Genomic DNA, 23642 nt, shown 5'->3' on the forward strand with positions numbered 1-23642 from the left:
CTGCTCACTCCTCCTTCGTTTTGTTCAGCTCAGACAGAGGTACCGTCCTCTCGTCTTTGTACTTTTCCTGGTCCAGCTGGCGGGCGTACTCCAGACGGCGCTTGTTCATCTCGCTGGCCGAGATGTTCTTCTCCACGGTCTGGCCGGTCTTTTCGTCCACAACCTTCACCACGGTGCTCTTGACGCCGCGGCGCTGTTCCTTGCGCTTGGCCTCGATCTCGGCGGCCACCTGGGCCTTGACCTCGTCAGGGTTATAGATTTTCTTCATGACGGCGCTCTGGATCACCATGACCACGTTGGAAATGACGTAGTACAGAGAGAAAGCGGTGGGAACGGTGAAGCAGAAGAAGATATACATCAGGGGCATCAGGTACATGGTGACCTTCATGCTGCCCTGGAGCTTCTGGCCGCTGCTGTTCATGCTGTACCAGGTGGAGACAAAGCTGGTGAGCAAAGCCAGGATGGGGAAAATCAGCAGAGGCAGGTTCTCGGCCGACAGGCTGTACTGGGGAACCCGGGTCAGATCGATGCCGAAGAAGCTCATGTGCTTGCTGAACTCGGTGATGGTCTGCACCTGGCTGTCCGAGAAGATGCTGATGATGCTCTGCTCCCCGGCCAGGATCTGCTCGATGATCAGGTTGTCCCGGGTGATGTTGGTGAACTGAATGCCCAGGTTGGTCAGAGCGGTGCCGGCGGTGGTCAGCAGGTCGTTGCTGATGTGGAAGATGCGGTTCAGGGGCTCATAGACGACGCCGATGACGCCGAACATCACAAAGAAGTTCAGCAGCATGGGCAGGCAGCCCGAGGTGGGGTTGTAGCCGAAATCCTGCTGCAGGCGGAGCATCTCCTCCTGCTGCTTTTCGGGCTTGTCCTTGTACTTTTTCTGGATCTCCTCAATCATGGGCTGGAATGCAGTCATCCGCACCATGTTTTTCTGCTGCTTGAGGGACAGCGGGATGCTCAGGAGCCGGATCAGCAGGGTGAAGATGATCAGGTCCCAGCCGTAGTTGGGGATGATGTTATAGATCAGCTCCATGACGTAGCCGAGCGGCCAGGCGAGAATGTAGAGAAAATTCATATGCGCTTCCATTCTGTCCCGCCTGTGAGCGCGGAACGTTTTTTATGCGTGGGACAACCCGCTCACAGCTGCCGGGCCGTCACAAGAAGCAAAGTTATTTTTTGGGCCTGCGGGCCGGATGCAGCGCCCGGCGGGGGCTGCGCCACCGTCCCGGCTCGGGGACGGGGTCATAGCCCCAGCGGCCAAAGGGATTGCAGCGCGCGATCCGCCAGGCGGCCAGCAGCAGTCCCTTCAGACAGCCGTGGACCTGGATGGCCTGGATGGCGTATTCGCTGCAGGTGGGTGTGAACCGGCAGTTGTGCCCAAGCCCCGGGCTGATCCAACGCTTGTACAGCCGGATGGGGACGCACAGCGCATCCCGGCAGAGTTTCTGCCAGCGGTTCACGGACGGCTCCCCTCCTGGGCGGACGGAGCGGTCTTTCTTGCGGGGGGCAGGCTGGAGGGCGGGGGTGCGCCGGGTTCCAGAGCCCGGTCGGGCAGGCCGGCCTGGCGGAACAGCCGGGCCACGGCCCGGGACACCTGCCAGCTCTTGAGGCGGGGTGTGGCGGCGCGGGCCACAAACACCAGGTTATAGCCCCCGATGTTGTAGTCGAGATGTTCGTCGATGGCCGCCTTCATGACCCGGCGGGCGCGGTTGCGCTGGACGGCGCAGCCCACCTTCTTGGTGGCGGTCAGGCCGACGCGGGTTTGTTTGGCGCGGGTTTTCAGCACATACAGCACAAGGGCATGGTCCACATACGCCTTGCCCCGCGCATAGACCCGCCCGAACTCACTGTTATGCCGCAGCGGACGGTATCGCATCTGCGGGCCTCCTATCTTGTCCGGTCCTGTGTGAAAAGCAGGGCCCTACCATGTCAGTATAGCAAAAAACGGGCGGCTTTGAAAGACCGCCGCCCGAATTTTTTCACACAATTCCAGTTTTTCCTGAAAAAATAAGGCCACCAATTTCCATCAGCGGCCTTTTTCGTGCGCATTCTTTGATTGTCTGGCCGGAACTGCCCGCCCTGCGGCCTCCTCGGCGGGCCGCCTTAAAGGCAGCCCGGACGCCGCGGCAGCCGGATGCAGCCGGCCTCACTGCTGCAATCAGACAGTCAGGCTCTTGCGGCCCTTGGCACGGCGGGCATTGATGACCTTGCGGCCGTTCTTGGTGCTCATACGGGTCAGGAAGCCGTGAACCTGCTTGCGCTGGCGCTTCTTGGGCTGAAACGTTCTCTTCATGGTGATATCCTCCTAAAACTTGTCCCCCGGGGTGCGGGGTGATCGTCGGTTATGCGCCCCTGTAATGCGCCCCTGAAACGCGGGGCCAGAGGGGACAGGCTTGCGATTTAATAGTATATCGCATCAATTTGCCTTCTGTCAAGCATTTTTTCGCTTTCCATCAAAATTTTTCTGTGCAAAGTTTTTCAACATTTTCACTTTTGGCCGTTGAAAACCGCCCCATACACAACATTTTGGGGATAGGCGCCGTTCCCGACACAACATCAAACCGGCGCATGGAACCCCCGTTTGCGGCCCATACTCATTACATTATATAAATAGACCCCCGATTCTGGACGTTTTGGCGATTTTGTGTTATACTGACAGGGTATCGGTACCTATGTTGAAAACTTCAATGGAGTGGATGTTTTTATGGATTCTTTCAAGGACGTATTAGAAGCCGCCCAGCTCTACTGCAAAGGCCAGATGGCAGAGCCCACCTACAACCTTTACATCGACGGGCTGGAGCCGGTGAGCTTTGAGGACTCGAGCCATATCACCTTGTCGGTGCGAAACGATTTCATCTGCAAGATTGTGAGTGACCGCTACCTCGGGCTGCTGAAGGAAGCTTTCAAGTCTGTCCTTGGCTTTGACGTGGACATTCAGCTGGTTGTCCCCAGCACCCCGCCCCATGAAGTGGTCCTGGCTCAGCAGTATGACCTGAACCCCGCCAGCCCCCAGGGCAATTATGAGTTCACGTTTGAAAACTTCATCAAAGGCCCGTCCAACCAGTTCGCCTTTGCGGCGGCCCAGGCTGTGGCGGCCAACCCCTCGGGGGCCTACAATCCCCTGTTCATCTACGGCGGCTCGGGCCTGGGCAAGACCCACCTGCTCACCGCCATCCAGATCGAGATCAAGCGGACCCATCCCGACTTTGTCATCATGTATGTCACCTGCGAGCAGTTCACCAACGAGCTGATCGCCGCCATCCGGGCCGGCAGCACCGAGGATTTCCGGATGAAATACCGCGTGGCCGACCTGCTGCTGATCGACGATATCCAGTTCATCGCCGGCAAGGAGTCCACCCAGGAGGAGTTTTTCCACACCTTCAACTCCCTCCACGACGCCCACAAGCAGATTGTCATCGCGTCGGACCGCCCCGCCAAGGAGATCAAGAGCCTGGAAGAGCGTCTGCGCACCCGCTTCGAGTGGGGCCTGACCGCCGACGTGCAGCCGCCGGATTTTGAGACCCGCGTGGCCATCGTCAAGCGCAAGGCCGAGCTGCTCCACCTGGATCTGCCCGAAAATGTGGCGGAATTCATCGCCAATCACCTGAAAAACAACATCCGCCAGCTGGAGGGCGCCGTCAAGAAGCTGAACGCCTACTATATGCTGGAGGGCATCCAGCCGGTGATCTCGGTGGCCCAGAACGCCATCAAGGACATCCTGAACGAGACCCAGCCCATCCCGGTGACGGTGGAAAAGATCATCGGGGAGGTGTCCCGCACCTTCAACGTGTCGGTCACCGACATCCGGGGCACCAAGCGGAACGCGTCCATTGCCAGCGCCCGCCGCGTGGCCATCTATATCCTGCGGGAGGTCACCGGCATGAGCATGGAGGACATCGGCCGGGAGTTCTCGGGCCGGGATCACTCCACCATCGTCTACTCCCTCAAGACCATGGAGCGGGACATGAAGAACGACCAGCACCTGCGGGAGACGGTGGACGACATCATCAAGAACGTGAAGGCCTGACCGGAAACAGCCGTCAGCCGTTGGATTTTCCCCAAAAAAGGCAGAATAAGTCGAAAACCCGGGGCCTCTCCCCTGCTTTTGTCCAAAACGGGCCGGAAGGCCGGAGAAGTTCTCCACTTTTTACACCGAGTTTTCAACATTCAACTTTTCTTTTCCACAGCGCCTGTGAAAAACCTGGACGCCAACCCCGATTCCACCAACTGTCCACAAACCCTTCACAATCTGGTGGAAAAGCAAAACCCCTGTCAGGAAAAGGAAAATCCGAGTTTTCCACACAATCCCCAGCCCCTACTACTTTTACTGCAACAAGTTTAATAGAGAGGCGCTGACGCACCTCTTTTTCATCCAAACGGCCGGTCTGCCCAGACGCCCCGGCCAATAAGAGCAAGCAAAGGGAGAACATATCTTGAAAATCATCTGTGATAAGACACTTTTGAGCGCCGCCATCGACGGCGTCTCCCGGGCGGTGACTCTCCGGTCCACCGTGCCGGTGCTGGAAGGCATCCTGTTGAAAGCTGAAGGTTTCACCCTGACCCTCACCGGCTATGACCTGGAGCTGGGCATCGTCACCACCATCGAGGCCAACGTCCTGGAGCCGGGCGAAATCGTGCTGAATGCCAAATTGCTCAGCGACATGGTCCGCCGGATGCCGGCCGGACAGATCAACATCTCGGTGGCTGACAACGGAAAAACAACGATCCAGGGTGGAGTTGCCCAGTTTGAGATCCAGAGCATGCCCGCCACCGATTTTCCCCAGCTGCCCAACACCGGCGCCGAGGAAACCCTCACCATCAAGACCGGCACCTTCCGGGAGATGGTGGAGCGGACCCTGTATGCCGTCAGCCAGGACGAAAAACGCCCCGCCCACACCGGCGAGCTGTTTGAAATCGGCACCGAGAGCCTGACGGTGGTGGCCCTGGACGGTTTCCGGCTGGCCATCGTGGAGCGGAAAGTCCCCGCCAACAAGGAAATCCGGATCATCGTCCCCGGCAAAACCATGAACGAGGTACTCCGGCTGCTGGCCAACGACGACGAGGCCGAGGTCCGCATCTGCGCCAACCGCCGCTATGTGGTCTTTATTACAGCGGGTTATACCATCATGAGCCGCCTGATCGAGGGCGAGTTCCTGAACTACAAGAACGTCATCCCCGAGGGCTACCGCACCCAGGCGGTGCTGGACACCAAGGGCTTCATCGAGACCATCGAGCGTGCCTCTCTGATTATTACAGAGCGTTTAAAGAACCCCCTCCGCATCACCTTTACAGAAGGTAAAGTCATCGTCCGCTGTCAGACCAGTCTGGGCCGCGTGGTGGATGAATTTGCCGCCGCCTGCGAGGGCGAAGAAGTTGAAATCGGTTTCAATAACCGCTATTTGCTGGATGCCCTGCGCAACGCCCGGACCGAACAGGTCCGCATCCAGCTGAGCGGTCCCCTGAGCCCGGTGAAGATCCTGCCGGCCGAAGGGGAAGATTTCCTGTATCTGGTGCTGCCGGTGCGGTTTAGGAACGATTGAGGAGGCTTGTGGGTATGGAACGGGTTGTGATTCACACCGAATATATCAAGCTGGACGCCCTGCTGAAATTTGCGGGCCTGGCCGAGACCGGCGGCGAGGCCAAGGAGCGGATTCAGGCCGGCGAGGTGCTGCTGAACGGCGAAGTCTGCACCATGCGGGGCAAGAAATGCGTGCCCGGCGACACCATCCAGCTGGACGGCCGGACCGTCAAAATCGCTGAGGGACAGTAATGCGCCTGGCTTCACTGACCCTGGAAAATTACCGCAACATCGCCGCGGCCTCCCTGGTGCCCGGGCCTGAGCTGACCGTCATCTGCGGCAACAACGGCCAGGGAAAAACCAACCTGCTGGAGGCCGTCTGGCTTCTGACCGGGGGCAAGAGCTTCCGCGGCGGCAAGGACATCGAGCTGATCCGGCGGGACGCCCCTTTCGCCGCCCTGGAGGCGGTCACCGTGGGGGACAACGGCAAGGAGAACCAGATCCGCCTCACGGTGGGCGCGGCCGGGACCGAGCGACCCGGCCGTTACGCCGTCTGGAACGGCGCCGCTCCCAAGCGGGCATCCAGCCTGGCGGGGAGCTTTCCGGCGGTGGTCTTTGACCCCGGGCATCTGAGCCTGGTGAAAGGCCCTCCCGACGGCCGGCGCCGCTTTCTGGATGCGGCTCTGTGCCAGCTCTACCCCGGCTATCTGGCCCTTTACCGCCGGTATACCCGGGTGCTGCAGCAGAAAAACAGCCTGCTGCGCCGCTCCTCCATCCAGCCCGAAATCCCCCTGCGGGAAAAGCTGGACCTGCTGGAGGTGCTGAACCTGGAACTGGCCCGCTGCGGCGAGGAAATCCAGAGCCGGCGGCGGGACTATCTGGCCCTGCTGTCCCCCATGGCGGCGGACAATTACCGGGAACTGTCCCGGGGCGCCGAACAGCTTTCCATCCGGTATGAGGCTCAGTTTGAGCCGGGCGGGATGGCCCAGCTGCTGGCCCGCCGCCGCGACGAGGAATTGCGGGCCGGTCAGAGCCTCTGCGGCCCCCACCGGGAGGACCTGGCTCTGGATCTGGACGGCCAGCCCGCCCGCAGCTTTGCCAGCCAGGGCCAGCAGCGCAGCGTGGTGCTGAGCCTGAAAATGGCCGAGGCCGACGCCTCCGCCCGGATCACCGGGGAACGGCCGGTGCTGCTGCTGGACGACGTCCTCAGCGAGCTGGACGAGGGACGGCGGGCCTATCTGCTGACCCGGATGCGGGAGCGGCAGACCTTTGTTACCAGCTGCGACGACGCGGCCCTGCTCCATACCGACGGCGTCATCTGCCGGATGGAGGGCGGCGTCCTGACGCAGCTTTAGCCTTTCAGAGAGGGAGGCAGACCATGTATCTGCATCTGGGCCGGGACTATGTCCTGAACAGCCGGGACATCATCGGGATTTTCAGCCTGGAGACCACCACCGTGTCCCCCCGGGGACGCAGCTTTCTGGAGTATGTCCAGAAAAACGGGGCGGTGGTCAGCCTGTCGGACGAACTGCCCCAGAGCTATGTTCTGGCCGACAGCCCGGTGGACACCGTCTATTTGTCCGAGCTGTCCAGCGCCGCTTTGCGCCGCCGCGCCGAGCAGCCCCTGCCCGACTGGGCCGGGGAATAAGGCCCGGAGCGCAGATTTTTGCCCTTTTCAGCGCAGGTTTTTCCCGCTGAAAGGACACACTGACATCCACCGCGAAAAAACGTTTGAATAGAAGCAAATCTGATACAAGAGGGAGAGATACAATGGCAGAGGATATCATCACCGGCGCCGACACCGCCACCGACCACGAGTACGACGGCAGCGAAATTCAGGTCCTCAAGGGCCTGGAAGCAGTCCGCAAACGGCCGGGTATGTATATCGGCTCCACCGGCGAGCGGGGCCTGCATCATCTGGTCTATGAGATCGTGGACAACTCCATCGACGAGGCCCTGGCGGGCCACTGCGACCACATCGAGGTCAAGATCAAAGAGGGCGACATCATCGAGGTCACCGACAATGGCCGCGGCATTCCGGTGGGCGTACAGCCCGACACCGGCCTGCCGGCCGTCACCGTCGTCTTTACCATCCTGCACGCCGGCGGCAAGTTCGGCGGCGAGAACTCGGGCTATAAGGTCTCGGGCGGCCTCCATGGCGTGGGCGCCTCGGTGGTCAACGCCTGTTCCGAATGGCTGAACGTCCGGGTCCGTCGGGATGGCAAGGAATACGAGCAGACCTTCCGCCGCGGCGACCCCGACGGCCCCCTCCATGAGGTGGGCGACGCACCCGAAGGCTCCACCGGCACCCGGGTCACCTTCAAACCCGACCCCGAGATGTTCAAGGAGACCACCGTCTTCAGCTTCGACACCCTGGAAAAGCGCCTGCGGGAGGAGAGCTTCCTGAACGCAGGCCTGAAAATCACCCTGACCGACGAGCGGGAGCTCTACACCCCCATTCTGGAGGACGGCCAGGAGGGCGAGCCCTGCTTCCGGCAGGAGGTCATGTGCTATGAGGGCGGCATCCGCAGCTTTGTCAGCTACCTGAACGAAAAGCGGAATCTGGAAGTGCTGCACCCCAACGTGATTTACCTCTCGGGCAAGACCGAGCGGGCCGAGGCGGAAATCGCCATGCAGTACAACACCAGCTACAATGAGCTGCTGCTGAGCTTCGCCAACAACGTCAACACCCCCGACGGCGGCACCCACGAGGAGGGCTTCAAGTCCAGCCTGACCCGCGTGTTCAACGACTACGGCCGCAGCCACGGCCTGCTGAAGGACAAGGACGAGAACCTGTCCGGCTCGGACGTCCGGGAGGGCCTGATCTGCGTCATCTCGGTCAAGCTGCAGGAGGCGGAGTTTGAGGGCCAGACCAAGGCCAAGCTGGGCAATACCGAGATTCGCACCCTGGTGTCCAACATGGTCTACAGCAAGCTGACCGAGTTCTTTGAGGAGAACCCGGCGGTGGCCAAGGCCATCTTTGAGAAGGCCACCCAGGCGGCCCGCGCCCGCGCCGCCGCCAAGAAGGCCCGGGAACTGGTCCGCCGCAAGAGCGTGCTGGAAAACAGCCGTATGCCCGGCAAGCTGGCCGACTGCCGCGAAAACGACCCCTCCAAGACCGAAATCTTCATCGTCGAGGGCGACTCGGCCGGCGGCTCGGCCAAGATGGGCCGCGACTCGGCCATCCAGGCCATCCTTCCCCTGTGGGGCAAGATGCTGAACGTGGAAAAGGCCCGGGCCGACAAGATCTACGGCAACGACAAACTGATGCCGGTGGTGCTGGCTCTGGGCTGCGGCATCGGCGATGAATTCGATATCTCCAAGCTGCGCTACGACAAGGTGTTCATTATGGCCGATGCCGACGTGGACGGCTCCCATATCTGCACCCTGATGCTGACCTTCTTTTTCCGGTATATGCGGCCCCTGATTGAGCAGGGCCACATCTACGTCGCCCAGCCGCCCCTGTTCCGGGTGCAGAAGGGCAACGTGGTCAAGTATGCCTACAACGAGAAGGAAATGGCGGCCCTGAGCCAGGAAATGCCCGGCGCCAAGGTCAACCGCTACAAGGGCCTGGGCGAAATGAACCCCGAACAGCTGTGGGAGACCACCATGAACCCCGACAACCGGGTCATCGTCCAGATCACCATCGAGGACGCGGAGAAAGCCGACGAGGCCTTCACCATCCTGATGGGCGACCAAGTGGAGCCCCGCCGCCGCTTCATTGAGAACAACGCCCAGTACGCACGGCTTGACGTATAACCAGGCGGAATACGGAACAAACCCTGCGGCCCGCCGCCGGATTCCCACCCGGAACAGCCGGCGGCCCTGCGCCGCTCTTTTGGAGGAACTATGGAAGAAGATTACGTCATGATACCCGGCACCGGGACCAAGAAAATCATCCGGGACGTCAAGAAAGAAATTGAGACCGCCTTCCTGGATTACTCGATGTCGGTCATTGCCTCCCGTGCTCTGCCCGACGTGCGGGACGGCCTCAAGCCGGTTCACCGCCGCATCCTGTTTACCATGCACGAGCGCGGCAACGACCCCAACCATCCCTACCGCAAGTCGGCCGACACCGTCGGCGCGGTGCTGGGCTCCTACCACCCCCACGGTGACGCGTCGGTCTACGACGCCATGGTCCGTCTGGCCCAGGACTTCTCCCTGCGCTATCCGCTGGTGGACGGCCAGGGCAACTTCGGTTCGGTGGATGGCGACCCCCCGGCTGCTTACCGTTACACCGAGGCCCGCATGAGCCGGATGGCGGTGGAAATGCTCACCGACATCGACAAGGATACGGTGGACTGGGACCCCAACTACGATGAGACCAAGAAGGAGCCCCAGGTGCTGCCCTGCCGCTTCCCCAACCTGCTGGTCAACGGCAGCCAGGGCATCGCGGTGGGCATGGCCACCAACATCCCGCCCCACAACCTGGGCGAGGTCATCGACGGGTGTATTGCCTACATCGACAACCCCGACATTGACCTGGCGGGCCTGATGGAGCACATCAAGGGACCCGACTTCCCCACCGCCGGCATCATCATGGGCCGCAGCGGCATCCGCGCCGCCTACGCCACCGGCCGCGGCAAGATCACCCTGCGGGGCCGTGCCGTCATCGAGGAAAAGAAGAATGGCCGGTTCCAGATCGTCATCACCGAGATCCCCTATATGGTCAACAAGGCCCGGCTGATCGAGAGCATCGCCGACCTGGTGAAGGACAAGCGGATTGAGGGCATCACCGACCTGAACGACGAGACCAACCGCAAGGGTATGCGGGTGGTCATCGACCTGCGCCGGGACGCCAACCCCCAGGTGGTTCTGAACCAGCTGTACCGCTACACCCAGCTTCAGGACACCGTGGGCGTCATCATGCTGGCCATCGACCACAAGATCCCCCGGGTGCTGACCCTCAAGCAGATGATCGCCAAGTACGTCGAGTTCCAGGACGATGTCATCCGCCGGCGCACCGGCTATGACCTGAAGAAGGCCCAGGAGCGGGCCCACATTCTGGAAGGCCTGAAAAAGGCCACCGACATTGTGGATGAGCTGATCGCCACCATCCGCGCCTGTAAGGGCGGCATGGCTGAGGCCAAGGCCGCCATTATGGAGAAGTTCGGCTTTGATGATCCCCAGGCCGACGCCATCGTAAAACTGCAGCTGGGCCGTCTGGCCGGCCTGGAAATCCTCAAGATCGAGGAGGAGCTGGCTGCCCTGCAGAGCAAGATCGACGACTGGCAGGCCATCCTGGCCGACGACCAGCGGGTGCTGGCCATCGTCAAGGAGGAGCTGCTGGAAATCAAGCGCCGCTTTGGCGACGAGCGCCGCACCGAAATCGAGACCGTCACCGGCGAGGTGGATATCGAGGACCTGATCGCTGAGGAACAGTGCGTCTACACCCTCACCGAGGCCGGCTACGTCAAGCGCCAGCCCAAGGCCATCTATCAGGCCCAGCACCGCGGCGGCCGCGGCATCCTGGGCATGACCCGGAAGGAAGAGGACATTGTCCAGGAAATGTTCGTGGGCTCTACCCATGACTATGTCCTGTTTGTCACCGACCGGGGCCGCCTGTTCCGGATCAAGGGCTATACCATCGCCGAAGGCAGCCGTACCAGCAAGGGCGCCCATATCGTCAACCTGCTGCAGCTGGCCGAGGGCGAAAAGGTCACCAATATGCTGCGCCAGGCGGCCAAGGACAGCGGCGAGGACGGTTTTGTCACCATGGTGACCCGTCAGGGCCTCATCAAGCGGACCCCCCTCAGCCAGTACGCCAACATCCGCAAGAGCGGCCTGATTGCCATTTCCCTCAACGAGGGGGATTCCATCGCCTGGACCCGCCTCACCACCGGCAACGACACCCTGATTGTGGCCACCCGCAACGGCCAGGCCATCCGCTTCTATGAGAGCGACGCCCGGCCCATGGGCCGCGGCGGCCACGGCGTCCGGGCCATCCGTCTGGAGGAAGGGGACGAAGTGGTGGGCGTCTCCATCTGCCGCGAAGGCGCCACCGTCCTGACCGTCACCGAACAGGGCAAGGGCCGCCGGAGCCAGATCGAGGACTACCGCCTCACCGGCCGCGGCGGCAAGGGCGTGCGCAACTACGACGCCTCCAAGGACAAGGTGGCCGGCATCAAGATCGTGGACGACATCGACGACGTGCTGCTCAGCAGCCAGGAGGGCGTCATCATCCGGATGCACGCCGCGGATATCACCATCCAGAGCCGCTACGGCAGCGGCGTCCGGGTCATGCGCCTAGGCGACACCGACCGGGTGACGGTGGTGGCCCGCACCGACCACGACGACGAGGCCGAGACCGCAAAACCCGAGGCCGACACCGCCGACGGCGAACCCACCGCCGAGGAAGTGGCCGCTCTGGAGGCCGCAGAGGCTGCCGAAGCCGCCGCGGAAACCCCGGCCACCGATACCGACACCGAGGAATAACCTTCCCTGCTGCCGGATTGTTTCCCATACCGACCCAAGCCCCCGCCCGGACCCCGGACGGGGGCTTTTTGGCGTCCTTTGGCCGGTTTCCGCCCAAACCCGCGCCGGACCCCAAAAAGCCGCGGCCCCCACGGTTTCTATGGACAAACCCCGGAACCATATGATATCCTAGGGCGGAACAAGCAAAACATCCATGAGGGAGTAGCGGGCGCCGGCTGCAAACCGCCGGCGCGGCAAGTCAACATACTGGCCGTCGGACGGCCTGGCTTGCCAGAGGGGACGCCGGTCAGGGCGTGCCCCTATTGCGAGACTCATGTCCTCAGCACGCAGGTGCTGTGTACATGGAGTCTGCCTTTTTGGGAACAACGGATCGATGGACACAGCCCGCGGGGCTGTGTCCGTTTTTTATGCTGCTTGTCAGGAATGGAGGAACTGTAAAATGACCTGGAGTCTGCGTTTTTTTGTCAACAGCCTGCTTTTGGGCGTGGGCCTGGCCATGGATGCCTTCTCGGTGTCCATGGCCAACGGCCTGCATGAGCCCTGCATGAACCGCCGCCGGATGGGAACCATTGCGGGGGTGTTCGCGGGGTTCCAGGCCCTGATGCCCCTGCTGGGCTGGATCTGTGTCCACACCGTTTTGCAGCTGTTTGAGGGCTTTACCGTCTTTATCCCCTGGATTGCCCTGCTGCTGCTGTGCTACATCGGCGGCAAAATGCTGCTGGAGGGCATCAAAAGCAAGGGGGACGAGGAGTGCGAAGGGGTCAGCAAGGGCGGTTTGATCCTCCAGGGCATCGCCACCTCCATCGACGCGCTGTCGGTGGGCTTCACCATCGCCGAGTACGGCCCCCTGATGGCGGTGGTCTGCGCCGCCATCATTGCGGTGGTGACCTTTGTGATCTGCTGGGGCGGCCTGGTGATCGGCCGCACCTTCGGCACCCGCCTGGCCGGCAAGGCCTCCATCCTGGGCGGCGTCATCCTGATCTTTATCGGCCTGGAGATTTTCGTCTCCTCCCTCTGAGGCGGGGCAGCGGCCGGAAAAAAGTTTTTACAAAAGGACCGTCTGTAGATAAAAAACGTTCATAATTGTAAGGTATACTACAGAGGTTCCCATCTTTTGACTGGCTTATACTGCAGAAGGAAAGTGAAAGTAATCCGCCATGCTTGAATTACGCAACATCAAGAAAGATTACCCCATGGGCGCCACGGTGGTTCACGCCCTGAAAGGGGTGAGCATCCAGTTCCGGCGCTCGGAATTTGTGTCCATTCTGGGCCCCTCGGGCTGCGGCAAGACCACCCTGCTGAACATCATCGGCGGCCTGGACCAGTACACCGACGGCGATCTGATCATCAACGGCCGCTCCACCAAGTCCTTTCAGGACCGGGACTGGGACGCCTACCGCAACCATTCGGTGGGCTTTGTGTTCCAGAGCTATAACCTGATCCCCCATCAGACCGTTCTGCGGAACGTGGAACTGGCCCTGACCCTGTCCGGCGTCAGCCGGGCCGAGCGCCGGGACCGGGCGGTGGAGGCCCTGGAAAAGGTGGGCCTGGGCAATCAGCTGTTCAAGCGGCCCAGCGAGATGTCGGGCGGCCAGATGCAGCGTGTGGCCATTGCCCGCGCCATCGTCAACAACCCCGACATTATCCTGGCCGACGAGCCCACCGGCGCCCTGGACACCGAGACCAGCGTCCAGGTGATGGAGCTGCTGAAGGAAATCAGCAAGGACCGCCTGATCGTCATGGTCACCCACAACCCGCCCCTGGCGGAACAGTATTCTTCCCGCATCATCCGGGTGCTGGACGGTCAGCTCACCAGCGATTCCAACCCCCTCACCCCCGCCGAACTGGAGGCGGAGCGGGCGGCCGACGCCGCCGAGGTGGAGGCCAGCCGGGGCAAAAAGATCCGCAAGCCCTCCATGTCCTTTGCCACCTCTTTCGGCCTGTCCCTGAAAAATCTGTTCACCAAAAAGGGCCGCACCACCCTGACGGCCTTTGCGGGGTCCATCGGCATCATCGGCATCGCCCTGATTTTGTCGGTGTCCCAGGGCATGACGGATTATATCAACGTCATGCAGGAGAACGCCCTCTCCTCTTACCCCCTGTCCATTCAGGCCACCAACATCAATTTGACCAGCCTGATCCAGACCTTTATGAACCTGCGCACCGAGGAGATCGACCACGGACTGGACGCGGTCTATGAGCGGCCGGCGGTGCGGGAACTGGTGACGGCCATCAACAATCTGGACGTGGCCCAGAACGACCTGAAATCCTTCAAGCGCTATCTGGAGGACCAGCTGGCCGACCCCGAATCCCCCCTGAGCGGGGCCCTCAGAGGCATCCAGTATTCCTATGCTATCAGCCCTCAGGTGTACACCAAAAACACCGACGGCCAGATCATCCAATCGGACACCACCCAGATGATGCAGAAACTGCTGGTGTCCATCATGGGTGCGGACGCCATGTCCTCTCCCTGGATGGCGGGCATGACCGGGGACAGCTCCTCCATGAGTTCCATGACGGGGATGTCCTCCATGATGGGCGGCGGCATGATGACCCTGTGGCAGGAGCTGCTGCCGGGGGACAACGGCGCCCCGGTCAACGATCTTTTGACCCGCCAGTATGACCTGGTGTACGGCGCATGGCCTTCCAGCTACGACCAGGTGGTGCTGGTGGTGGACGAAAACAACGAGCTGGACGACATGACCCTCTACGCCCTGGGCTTGATCCCGGAGGACGAGATGATGGCCCTGGCCGACGGCGAGGCCACCGCCTCCGACCGAAAGGACCAGTGGAGCTATGAGGAGATCTGCGGCAGCGATTTCCGTGTGATTCTCCCCTCCTCCTGCTACAGCTACGACGAGGCCACCGGCCTCTACACCGACCTGCGGGAGAGCGAAGCGGGCCTGAAATACCTCTACGACAACGCCCTCAAGCTCCACGTCAGCGGCATCATCCGGAAAAAGCCCGATGTGGAGACCACCATGATTTCGGGCAAAATCTGCTATACCTCCGGCCTGATCGACTACATTGTGGAACAGGCCGAGCAGTCGCCGGCGGTGCAGGCCCAGAAGGCCAACCCGGACCGGGACGTGCTGACCGGCCTGCCCTTTGCCTCCCGTGCTGACAGCCTGACCAAGGCGGAAAAGGAACAGGAGCTGCGGGCCTATATTGACAGCCTGGACCAGGCGGGCCAGGCTCAGGTCTATGTGACCATCATGAGCCAGCCCGACACCGATTTCGTTGCCCGGCAGGTGGATTCCATGCTGGCGGACATGACCCGGGAGGAGATGCTCTCCACCCTGTCCTCGGTGCTGACCCAGCAGATGAGCGTCAGCCAGGAGCAGATTGACAGCTATGTGGCGGACATGAGCGACGAGGAACTGAAGTCCACCTTCTCCCAGATGCTGACCGCCCAGATGGAAAGCCAGTATTCCCAGCAGGTGAGCCAGCAGCTGGCCGCCCTGCCGGATTCCCAGAAGGTCAACGCCCTGAAGCTGGCCATGGACGGCTACACCCCGGACCAGTGGGCGGCCTACTACGAAGTGGTGATGGAGTTCTCGGAGTCCACCTACGAGGACAACCTGACCGCCCTGGGCAGCATTGATCTGGATTCCCCCACCGCCGTCAACCTCTACGCCGCCACCTTTGAGAGCAAAGCCACGGTGGAAGATGTGATTGCGGCCTACAATGAGGGCATGGACGAGCTGCACCAGATTTCCTACACCGACTATGTTGGCCTGATGATGTCGGCGGTGACCTCCATCATCAGCGCCATCACCTATGTGCTGATTGCCTTTGTGGCCATTTCCCTGATTGTCTCCTCCATCATGATCGGCGTCATCACCCTGATTTCGGTCCAGGAGCGGACCCGGGAGATCGGCATTCTGCGGGCCATCGGTGCATCCAAGCGGGATGTATCGGTGATGTTCAACGCCGAAACGGTCATCATTGGCTTTGCCTCGGGTCTGCTGGGCGTGGTGGTGACCTATCTGCTGTGCATCCCGGTGAACATGGTGCTGCATTCGGTGACCGGAATCCAGACCCTGAATGCGGTTCTGCCTTTGCCGGCGGCCATCATCCTCATTGCCATCAGCATGTTCCTGACCCTCATCTCGGGCCTGATCCCCTCCCGCAGCGCCGCCAAAAAAGACCCCGTCGTCGCCCTCCGCAGCGAATAACCTACTTTTTCGAGAAAAAGTAGGCAAAAAGCTTTTTACTGGGTACCATACAGTTTCCGGGTCTCCGGCGGTTCCGCGGAGCCGTTACGTCTCGGCTCGCTTGTTACGTTTGGAGCTGCGCTCCGGTACGATGCAAAGTTTCCTGATAACCTGGTTTTCTAACCCTCTAACCCGTAGAAAAGCTCTATAAAATCAAAAATCCCCGCTCCACAAAAAGGAGCGGGGATTTTCATTTTTAAGCATGGTTTTTGATATTGTTTTTGGCCGAAGAAAGCATCGGTGTACAAGGGGTACAAACAAGATTAAAAAGAAATGTTAGATTTGAAAGTAAGTAGAGTGGCGCAATCCAGAGTGTTCAGATTTTCCACTCTACTTTGACATGGTCGCTGGTTGCTTTGATTGAAATAATCAAGCCGTCATCGGCTTTTCTCTTGTTGTCAAATTCAATGCTGTCCCAGTGGTCAAGATAATAGGAAAGCTCCTGTTCCTTCTGGGGTGACATTGTTTCAACGGACAATTCTCCAATCGCCTTTGAAATGGTCTGGCGGCGAGTGTCCAATTCTTCAATTTTTTTGTTGGCATATGGCAAACACGAACCTCCGGGCAAGCTGGGAGTTCCATTGTTTCTCAATCGCTTCGGCGGCGTTCCACAAGGTATTCCGGTCTGCGTACTCCGGCGGGGCATGGGGCGGCAGCATGATTTCGGTGTGGACGATTTCGCTTTTAAGGGAATAGTATTTCTGTTTCTGGTCGTATTCGGAAAACAGCCGTTCCCCGCTCTGGTAGGCGGCGGCAGCGACAGCAGACTGGCGCTTGCTGCGCTGGACGATTTTTAAGTCAAAGTGCGGGCATGGTGGCATGACGGATTGTGGCCTCCTTTCTCCCGGCGTCCGGGCAAAGAAAAAGCAGGAAACCTTTCAATGATTTCCTGCTCGGTGGTGCCGCCGGTGGGCGGCTGATATTCAGTTTTGAAAGTTCGGGTCAGGGCGGCCCGACAAATTAGGATTTGGGGTTAAGAATGTTCTTTCACATATTGCAGAAACTCCGGTGTCTTTGACCAGTATTTAATCCCCCAGTTTTCAAAGTTCCATTCCTCCATGTAATCATTGCACTCAAAATCAATATAATATATTTCTTCGTTACGAACCACAAAATTTGTCGGGAAATAATCAATGTTTGTATGGGCGGCATATAACAAAACACACATACCACGCACCTGTTCGATGTAGATGGATTTCATCTTGTCTTGCAAAATCAACTGGTAAATCGTGTCACCATCAATAAATTCTTTCAAAATACGTTCATTTGCAATATCGACATCAATCATATCGGGCATTTTTATTCCGATTGCTTTTAACCGCTCATAATCTCTTATTTCCGCTTCAATTTTATTTCCAAATTGATAATAGCTACAAGGCTCATGATGTATCTGCTTCAAAACGTATTTTTTTATTCCATCGTCCGCCAGATAGGAATAGCCACCTTTCCCTTTTCCCAACAATTTAATTATTTTATATTTTTTACCATTTACGGTCATTTCTTTATTCATATATGTCCTCCGTAAGCTCCAATTTGTCATTGACTTCATTATACTTCATCGTTTCAGAAAAGTATAGCGGCCTATTGTAAACTTGCTGGACGGGAACAGCTTGCAGCGCAAGGTGTTTCTGGGCGGCAAGTCCACAAAGGGGTAGCTGGCGGCAGCCAGCGCAGGGGAAGCCCCCGGCAGGGCGCAACACACTAGTCTCGTTTGGGCGGTATCTCTGCGTAAGATTGGCAGTCCATTGTTAAATTTTATAATATTCCCTTTGTACACCGTTGCAACGCATGGTATAGAGAATGTACCCTGTGTTTCAGCCCTTGGGGGCGGCGGCGCAGCCGCGGGGGAAGTGCCTCCCGCCTCAGGCGGGTGCCAAGCTTTTTTTCAAAAAAGCGGGAAGGGGGAGCATGGGGGTGCAGGGAGGGTGAACACCAGGGGCTGGCCGGTTTCAGGATGGCTGAAGGCCAGACGGGCGCTCTGCAGGGCGATGGCGCCCTTGTACCGGCTCCCGTACTTGCCGTCGCCCCAGAGCGGATGGCGCCGGGATGCAAACTGTACCCGGATCTGATGGGTCCGGCCGGTTTCCAGCTGGATTTCCACCAGGCTCAGAGGCCCCTGTTCCCCTTCCCGGGTATCCAGGATGCGGTAGTTCAGCACCGCTTCCCGCACCCCTTTCCGCAACCGCTTGACCGGGTACACCCGGCCCGCACGGCTGTCCTTGAACAGATAATCCCGCAGCTGTCCGGCTCCAGGCAGGGCCTCGTCCGGGCCGCCGGCAATCACCGCCCGGTACTCCTTGCGGAAGGTCCCCGCCTGCACCTGGCGGCTGAGGGCGGCCGCCGCCTCAGGGGTTTTGGCGCAGACCATCAGGCCCGACACCCCGGCGTCCAGCCGGTGCACCAGGCCCACAAAGGCCTCCGGATTCCCCCACAGTTCCCGCAGGGCCGCCGGCAGCTGATGTTCGCTGTCCATGCCGGCGGGCTTGTCCAGGACAATGATCTGCCCGTCCTCGTACACCGGGGAAGAAATGTGCTTTGCCTCCACCTTACAGCCGCCCTTCGTCCAGCAGAGCTTTGAATTTCAGGATGCCTGCCACCGTCTTGGCGTCCTTGATCTCCCCCGACAGCACCATCTCATAGGCCTTTTTCAGGGGCACCCGCTCAGGGGTCAGGAACTCGTCGTCGTCCAGGTGCATATGGGCCGGATGCAGGCCCCGGGCCGCCCAGATGTAGATGATTTCGGTATCATAGCCCACGGTGGGGTAAACTTCACCCAGGGAGATGTATTCGTCGGCGGTGACGCCGCACTCCTCGGTCAGCTCCCGCTGGGCCGCCACAAAGGGGTCCTCCCCGGCTTCCAGCTTGCCGGCAGGCAGCTCCCACAGCTCCTGCTGCATGGCATAGCGGAACTGACGCACCATGCAGATGGTCCCGTCCTCGTAATAAGGCAGGATGCAGGCCCCGCCGTGGTGGTGCACCACGTCCCGCAGGGCGGTTTCTCCGTTTTCCAGCAGGGCGGTGTCCCGGGTGACGGTGATGACCCGCCCTTCATAGACGATTTGGCTGTCGATCTTTTTCTCGAAATGCGTTTCCATGGGAAGCTTCCTTTCTTTCATGTGTGGACAGAAACAGCGCGGCGGCCCGTTGATTTTTATAAGCCGTCCGCCGGTGGAAAACAGGTTGAAACGGTGGAGAAACAGCCGGTCTGTTCTCCTTTTCAGTTTACCCGGGCCGCGGCGGCCTGTCAACCGCTCTTTGCCCGCAAGATGTATCCAAAAGCGCAAAAGCCCCGGCATGGCCCATGTGAAAGTATAAAAACCTCACAAATTTTTATGAGAATTCTTGGTGTGTTTTACCAGAAGGATTGCGTTTACTTTGGGGCGGGAATTTGCTATTATAATAGATGAACAATTATGCCCATCCGGCGGCAGTTGTTCGGCAAAGTCCCCAAGGCAGTCTGACGGCCTTCCATGCCGACCCGGCAGGCAGCCTTAATAAAAAGTAATGGAGGAAGAAAAATGCCTAGAGCAAAGCAAACCATGGATGGCAACACCGCGGCCGCGCATGTAGCTTATGCGTTTACCGATGTTGCTGCCATCTATCCGATTACCCCTTCTTCTCCGATGGCTGACTCCGTGGACCAGTGGTCCGCAGCAGGCCAGAAGAATATCTTCGGCAACCAGGTCAAGGTTGTTGAGATGGAGTCTGAGGCCGGTGCAGCTGGCGCCGTTCACGGCGCTCTGGGTGCTGGTGCCATCACCACCACCTTCACCGCTTCTCAGGGTCTGCTGCTGATGATCCCCAACATGTACAAGATCGCAGCCGAGCAGCTGCCCTGCGTCTTTGACGTGTCGGCCCGTACCGTCGCTACCCAGGCCCTGAACATCTTCGGTGACCACAGCGACGTCATGGCCTGCCGTCAGACCGGCTTCGCTATGCTGGCCGAGAGCTCGGTCCAGGAAGTCATGGACCTGTCCCCCGTCGCACACCTGTGCGCCATCGAGGGCCACGTTCCCTTCCTGAACTTCTTCGACGGCTTCCGCACCTCTCACGAGTATCAGAAGATCGAGAAGTGGGACTACGCCGACCTGAAGGAAATGTGCAACATGGAGGCTGTCGAGGAGTTCCGCAAGAACGCTCTGAACCCCGAGAACCCCAAGATGCGCGGCTCCCACGAGAACGGCGACGTCTTCTTCCAGCATCGTGAGGCCTGCAACTCGGTTTACAATGCGCTGCCCGCCATTGTCGAGAAGTACATGGCCAAGATCAACGAGAAGATCGGCACCAACTACGATCTGTTCAACTACTACGGCGCACCCGACGCTGACCGCGTCATCGTCGCTATGGGCTCCATCTGCGACGTGGCCGACGAGGTCATCGACTACCTGAACGCCCGCGGCGAGAAGGTCGGTATCATCAAGGTTCGCCTGTACCGTCCCTGGGTCTCCGCTTCCCTGCTGAAGGTTCTGCCCGAGACCGCCAAGAAGATCGCTGTTCTGGACCGCACCAAGGAGCCCGGCTCTCTGGGCGAGCCCCTGTACCTGGATGTGGCTACCACCCTGCGTGAGGCCGGCAAGAACGACGTCACCGTCATCGGCGGCCGCTACGGCCTGGGCAGCAAGGACACTCCCCCGTCCTCGATCTTCGCTGTCTACACCGAGCTGACCAAGGATCAGCCCAAGGAGCGCTTCACCCTGGGCATCACCGACGACGTGACCTTCCTGTCTCTGCCCGAGGTCAAGCCCGCTCCCATCACCGCTGCAGAAGGCACCAAGGAGTGCAAGTTCTGGGGTCTGGGCGGCGACGGCACCGTCGGCGCCAACAAGAACTCGGTCAAGATCATCGGCGACCATACCGACAAGTACGTTCAGGCTTACTTCCAGTATGACTCCAAGAAGACCGGCGGCGTCACCATCAGCCACCTGCGTTTCGGCGACAAGCCCATCCGCAGCCCCTACTACATCAACCAGGCTGACTTCGTGGCCTGCCACAACCCCGCTTACGTCAACATGGGCATGAAGATGGTCCAGGACGTCAAGCCCGGCGGCGTCTTCATGATCAACTGCCAGTGGACCGATGAGGAGCTGGGCCACCACCTGAACGCCGAGGCCAAGAAGTACATCGCTGACAACAACATTCAGCTGTACACCATCAACGCCATCGACAAGGCCATCGAGATCGGCATGGGCAAGCGCACCAACACCATCCTGCAGTCCGCTTTCTTCAAGCTGGCTGAGGTCATGCCCATCGATGACGCCATCAACTTCATGAAGCAGGCTGCTCAGAAGAGCTACGGCAAGAAGGGCCAGGACGTCGTTGAGATGAACTGGAAGGCCATCGACGCCGGCGTTGACGCCATCCACAAGGTGGACGTCCCCGCAAGCTGGTCCAACCCCGAGGCCGATCCCGCTCCCAAGGAGCTGGCTGGCCGTCCCGAGCTGGTCAAGCAGATCCGCGACGTCATGGAGCCCATCGCCCGTATGGACGGCGACAGCCTGCCTGTCTCCGCCTTCGCCCACAACGCCAACGGCCAGTGGGAGCAGGGTGCTTCGGCTTATGAGAAGCGCGGCACCGCTGTCACCGTCCCCGAGTGGGATGCTGCCAAGTGTGTCGGCTGCAACCAGTGTGCATTCGTCTGCTCGCACGCAACCATCCGTCCCTTCCAGCTGACCGCTGAGGAGCTGGCTGCTGCTCCCAAGCAGACCAAGAGCCGCGACAACCGCCCCGCCAACGAGTACAAGTTCGTCATGGCTGTTTCTCCGCTGGACTGCATGGGCTGCGGCGAGTGTGTCACCGTCTGCCCCACCAAGGCTATCACCATGGTGCCTCAGGAGAGCCAGGCTGCCGAGCAGGAAGTCTTCGACTACTGCGTCGCCAACATCTCCAAGAAGCCCAGCAAGTTTGCTGACGATACCGTCATCGGCTCGCAGTTCAACCAGCCGCTGCTGGAGTTCTCGGGCTCCTGCGCAGGCTGTGCTGAGACCTCTTACGCACGTCTGATCACCCAGCTGTTCGGCGAGAAGATGTATATCTCCAACGCCACCGGCTGCTCCTCCATCTGGGGCGGCACTGCTGCGATCTCTCCCTACACTGTCAACAAGGACAGCGGCCACGGCCCCGCTTGGAACAACTCCCTGTTCGAGGACAACGCTGAGCACGGCCTGGGCCTGTACCTCGGCCAGAAGACCATCCGCGAGAACCTGATCCGCGAGATCGAGGAGATCGTCAACTCGGATAAGGCTTCGGACGAGCTGAAGGCTGCTTACGCCAAGTTCACCGAGACCAAGAACAACACCCGCGCCAACGACGAGCCCGCAAAGGCCCTGATCGCTGAGCTGGAGAAGGCCGCTGCTGCTGGCTGCGAGAAGTCCGCTGAGGTCCTGAAGAGCAAGCAGTACATCGCCAAGAAGTCCGTCTGGATCTTCGGCGGCGACGGCTGGGCATACGACATCGGTTACGGCGGCCTGGACCACGTCCTGGCTTCCGGCGAGGACGTCAACGTGATGGTCTTCGACACCGAGATGTACTCCAACACCGGCGGACAGGCTTCCAAGGCCTCCAACATCGGTGAGGTCTGCCAGTTCGCTGCAGCCGGCAAGGAGATCAGCAAGAAGAGCCTGTCCGAGATCTGCATGACCTACGGTTACATCTACGTCGCACAGATCGCTCTGGGTGCCAACATGAACCAGGCCATCAAGGCTATTTCTGAGGCTGAGGCTTACCCCGGCCCGTCCCTGATCATCGGCTACGCTCCCTGCGAGCTGCACGGCATCAAGGGCGGCATGACCAACTGCCAGAACGAGATGAAGAAGGCTGTTGAGGCCGGTTACTGGAACCTGTTCACCTTCAATCCCGCTCTGAAGGCTCAGGGCAAGAACCCCTTCACCCTGACCTCCAAGGCCGTTGACGCTGAGAAGTACCAGAACCTGCTGGCTACCGAGACTCGTTACAGCCGTCTGAGCCGCGCCTTCCCCGACCGCGCCAAGAAGCTGTTCGACGACAACCAGAAGGCTGCAGAGGCTCGTTACGAGCACCTGACTCGCCTGGTCGAGCTGTACAAGTAAGGCTGCCTGAGGCAGCGGGCATTTCCCCCGCGGCTGCGCCGCCGCCCCGTAGGGGCTCTTAAGGGATAGGCCCGTCCACCGAGGCTGAACTTACTCCAAAGGCGAACAAAGTACCCCGTCTGTCTGAAAAGGCAGGCGGGGTATTTTTGCGTTTATGGGGGATGGGGGCTTTGTGTTCCCCGATTCCATGGAAGCAAACAATAAAAAAGGCGGGATCTCCTGCCCTGGGTTCTTCTCACGCCAGAGAAATTTCCTCCGCCCTTCCCGTTCTCAAAATAGCTTGTATCCAAGATGGGCCTTCCCAAACTATATAAAATTAAGCAAAAATGGGAAAATTTGAAATCGGGTCTTGACACCGGGGGGGGTATGGTATTATAGGCACACAAAGGAAAGGACCTTCCTTTG

General features: G+C 59.8%; 19 protein-coding genes and 1 pseudogene. 10 read left to right on the plus strand and 10 right to left on the minus strand.

The window, feature by feature from the left end:
- Positions 1-4 precede the first annotated feature (4 nt).
- The 4 genes from B5F27_RS05790 to rpmH form a co-directional block, all read right to left on the minus strand.
- Complete coding sequence (locus tag B5F27_RS05790; RefSeq protein WP_087365397.1) at positions 5-1090, minus strand: YidC/Oxa1 family membrane protein insertase; 1086 nt, start codon at positions 1088-1090, stop codon at positions 5-7.
- Positions 1091-1172: 82 nt separating this feature from the next.
- Positions 1173-1463: a membrane protein insertion efficiency factor YidD gene (yidD, locus tag B5F27_RS05795; RefSeq protein ID WP_087365399.1), complete on the minus strand. Its 291-nt coding sequence runs from the start codon at positions 1461-1463 to the stop codon at positions 1173-1175.
- The gene (gene rnpA, locus B5F27_RS05800) at positions 1460-1879 is read right to left on the minus strand and encodes a ribonuclease P protein component (protein ID WP_087246801.1); all 420 of its coding nucleotides are present in this window, start codon (positions 1877-1879) and stop codon (positions 1460-1462) included. The genes yidD and rnpA overlap by 4 nt, the downstream gene beginning before the upstream one ends.
- Before the next feature lie 282 nt (positions 1880-2161).
- Positions 2162-2296 (minus strand): 50S ribosomal protein L34, encoded by a 135-nt coding sequence (gene rpmH / locus B5F27_RS05805; protein WP_087231281.1) that lies wholly within the window; start codon positions 2294-2296, stop codon positions 2162-2164.
- A 411-nt stretch (positions 2297-2707) separates the two neighbouring features.
- Between rpmH and dnaA the strand changes: the two genes are divergently transcribed.
- A complete protein-coding gene (gene dnaA, locus B5F27_RS05810) occupies positions 2708-4030 on the plus strand; it encodes a chromosomal replication initiator protein DnaA (RefSeq protein WP_087246803.1) in 1323 nt (440 codons plus the stop codon).
- Positions 4031-4163: 133 nt separating this feature from the next.
- Here dnaA and B5F27_RS16500 read toward each other — a convergent pair whose 3' ends face one another.
- Positions 4164-4379 (minus strand): hypothetical protein, encoded by a 216-nt coding sequence (locus tag B5F27_RS16500; RefSeq protein ID WP_144066485.1) that lies wholly within the window; start codon positions 4377-4379, stop codon positions 4164-4166.
- 57 nt (positions 4380-4436) lie between these two features.
- Here B5F27_RS16500 and dnaN point away from each other — a divergent pair, with 57 nt between their 5' ends.
- From dnaN to B5F27_RS05850, 8 genes are all read left to right on the plus strand, one after another.
- Positions 4437-5543 carry a DNA polymerase III subunit beta gene (gene dnaN, locus B5F27_RS05815; RefSeq protein ID WP_087246805.1) on the plus strand — a complete coding sequence of 369 codons (1107 nt, stop codon included), beginning with the start codon at positions 4437-4439 and terminating at the stop codon, positions 5541-5543.
- Between the two features lie 14 nt (positions 5544-5557).
- A complete protein-coding gene (locus tag B5F27_RS05820; RefSeq protein WP_087246807.1) occupies positions 5558-5773 on the plus strand; it encodes an RNA-binding S4 domain-containing protein in 216 nt (71 codons plus the stop codon).
- Positions 5773-6876 (plus strand): DNA replication/repair protein RecF, encoded by a 1104-nt coding sequence (locus B5F27_RS05825; RefSeq protein ID WP_087365401.1) that lies wholly within the window; start codon positions 5773-5775, stop codon positions 6874-6876. Before B5F27_RS05820 ends, B5F27_RS05825 begins: the two co-directional genes overlap by 1 nt.
- A gap of 23 nt (positions 6877-6899) precedes the next feature.
- Positions 6900-7169, plus strand: coding sequence for a DUF370 domain-containing protein (locus B5F27_RS05830; RefSeq protein ID WP_087365405.1), 270 nt, complete (start codon positions 6900-6902; stop codon positions 7167-7169).
- 122 nt (positions 7170-7291) lie between these two features.
- Positions 7292-9280, plus strand: a complete 1989-nt coding sequence (gene gyrB, locus B5F27_RS05835) for a DNA topoisomerase (ATP-hydrolyzing) subunit B (RefSeq protein ID WP_087246813.1) — start codon at positions 7292-7294, stop codon at positions 9278-9280.
- Positions 9281-9370: 90 nt separating this feature from the next.
- Positions 9371-11956 (plus strand): DNA gyrase subunit A, encoded by a 2586-nt coding sequence (gene gyrA / locus B5F27_RS05840; protein WP_087246814.1) that lies wholly within the window; start codon positions 9371-9373, stop codon positions 11954-11956.
- Between the two features lie 439 nt (positions 11957-12395).
- Positions 12396-12974, plus strand: a complete 579-nt coding sequence (locus B5F27_RS05845; RefSeq protein WP_087246816.1) for a manganese efflux pump MntP family protein — start codon at positions 12396-12398, stop codon at positions 12972-12974.
- 139 nt (positions 12975-13113) lie between these two features.
- On the plus strand, positions 13114-16134 hold the full coding sequence (locus B5F27_RS05850; protein WP_087365407.1) for an ABC transporter ATP-binding protein/permease: 3021 nt from the start codon (positions 13114-13116) through the stop codon (positions 16132-16134).
- Positions 16135-16489: 355 nt separating this feature from the next.
- Here the strand turns inward: B5F27_RS05850 and B5F27_RS05855 are convergent, their stop codons facing one another.
- From B5F27_RS05855 to B5F27_RS05880, 5 genes and pseudogenes are all read right to left on the minus strand, one after another.
- The gene (locus tag B5F27_RS05855; protein WP_242962101.1) at positions 16490-16723 is read right to left on the minus strand and encodes a hypothetical protein; all 234 of its coding nucleotides are present in this window, start codon (positions 16721-16723) and stop codon (positions 16490-16492) included.
- Positions 16707-16994: pseudogene (locus B5F27_RS05860) on the minus strand (MobA/MobL family protein); the annotation flags it as partial. The gene B5F27_RS05855 and the pseudogene B5F27_RS05860, both read right to left, overlap by 17 nt.
- Positions 16995-17146: 152 nt before the next feature.
- Entirely contained in the window at positions 17147-17683 is a 537-nt protein-coding gene (locus tag B5F27_RS05865) for a serine/threonine-protein kinase (protein ID WP_087365410.1), read from the minus strand.
- Positions 17684-18058: 375 nt separating this feature from the next.
- Positions 18059-18718: an RluA family pseudouridine synthase gene (locus tag B5F27_RS05875; protein WP_242956834.1), complete on the minus strand. Its 660-nt coding sequence runs from the start codon at positions 18716-18718 to the stop codon at positions 18059-18061.
- 1 nt (position 18719) lies between these two features.
- The gene (locus tag B5F27_RS05880; RefSeq protein ID WP_087246820.1) at positions 18720-19268 is read right to left on the minus strand and encodes an NUDIX hydrolase; all 549 of its coding nucleotides are present in this window, start codon (positions 19266-19268) and stop codon (positions 18720-18722) included.
- A gap of 423 nt (positions 19269-19691) precedes the next feature.
- Between B5F27_RS05880 and nifJ the strand changes: the two genes are divergently transcribed.
- On the plus strand, positions 19692-23237 hold the full coding sequence (nifJ, locus tag B5F27_RS05885; protein ID WP_087365414.1) for a pyruvate:ferredoxin (flavodoxin) oxidoreductase: 3546 nt from the start codon (positions 19692-19694) through the stop codon (positions 23235-23237).
- The last annotated feature ends 405 nt before the right edge of the window (positions 23238-23642 follow it).

Origin of the sequence: Faecalibacterium sp. An192, from assembly GCF_002160175.1 — a bacterium.
GTDB lineage: Bacteria > Bacillota > Clostridia > Oscillospirales > Ruminococcaceae > Faecalibacterium.

Bases quoted from the DNA above. Each gene is read 5' to 3' on its own strand.
- B5F27_RS05790 (WP_087365397.1), bottom strand. From the start codon at position 1,090: ATGGAAGCGCATATGAATTTTCTCTACATTCTCGCCTGGCCGCTCGGC.
- rnpA (WP_087246801.1), bottom strand. From the start codon at position 1,879: ATGCGATACCGTCCGCTGCGGCATAACAGTGAGTTCGGGCGGGTCTAT.
- rpmH (WP_087231281.1), bottom strand. From the start codon at position 2,296: ATGAAGAGAACGTTTCAGCCCAAGAAGCGCCAGCGCAAGCAGGTTCAC.
- dnaA (WP_087246803.1), top strand. From the start codon at position 2,708: ATGGATTCTTTCAAGGACGTATTAGAAGCCGCCCAGCTCTACTGCAAA.
- B5F27_RS05820 (WP_087246807.1), top strand. From the start codon at position 5,558: ATGGAACGGGTTGTGATTCACACCGAATATATCAAGCTGGACGCCCTG.
- B5F27_RS05825 (WP_087365401.1), top strand. From the start codon at position 5,773: ATGCGCCTGGCTTCACTGACCCTGGAAAATTACCGCAACATCGCCGCG.
- B5F27_RS05830 (WP_087365405.1), top strand. From the start codon at position 6,900: ATGTATCTGCATCTGGGCCGGGACTATGTCCTGAACAGCCGGGACATC.
- gyrB (WP_087246813.1), top strand. From the start codon at position 7,292: ATGGCAGAGGATATCATCACCGGCGCCGACACCGCCACCGACCACGAG.
- gyrA (WP_087246814.1), top strand. From the start codon at position 9,371: ATGGAAGAAGATTACGTCATGATACCCGGCACCGGGACCAAGAAAATC.
- B5F27_RS05845 (WP_087246816.1), top strand. From the start codon at position 12,396: ATGACCTGGAGTCTGCGTTTTTTTGTCAACAGCCTGCTTTTGGGCGTG.
- B5F27_RS05850 (WP_087365407.1), top strand. From the start codon at position 13,114: ATGCTTGAATTACGCAACATCAAGAAAGATTACCCCATGGGCGCCACG.
- B5F27_RS05865 (WP_087365410.1), bottom strand. From the start codon at position 17,683: ATGAATAAAGAAATGACCGTAAATGGTAAAAAATATAAAATAATTAAA.
- B5F27_RS05880 (WP_087246820.1), bottom strand. From the start codon at position 19,268: ATGGAAACGCATTTCGAGAAAAAGATCGACAGCCAAATCGTCTATGAA.
- nifJ (WP_087365414.1), top strand. From the start codon at position 19,692: ATGCCTAGAGCAAAGCAAACCATGGATGGCAACACCGCGGCCGCGCAT.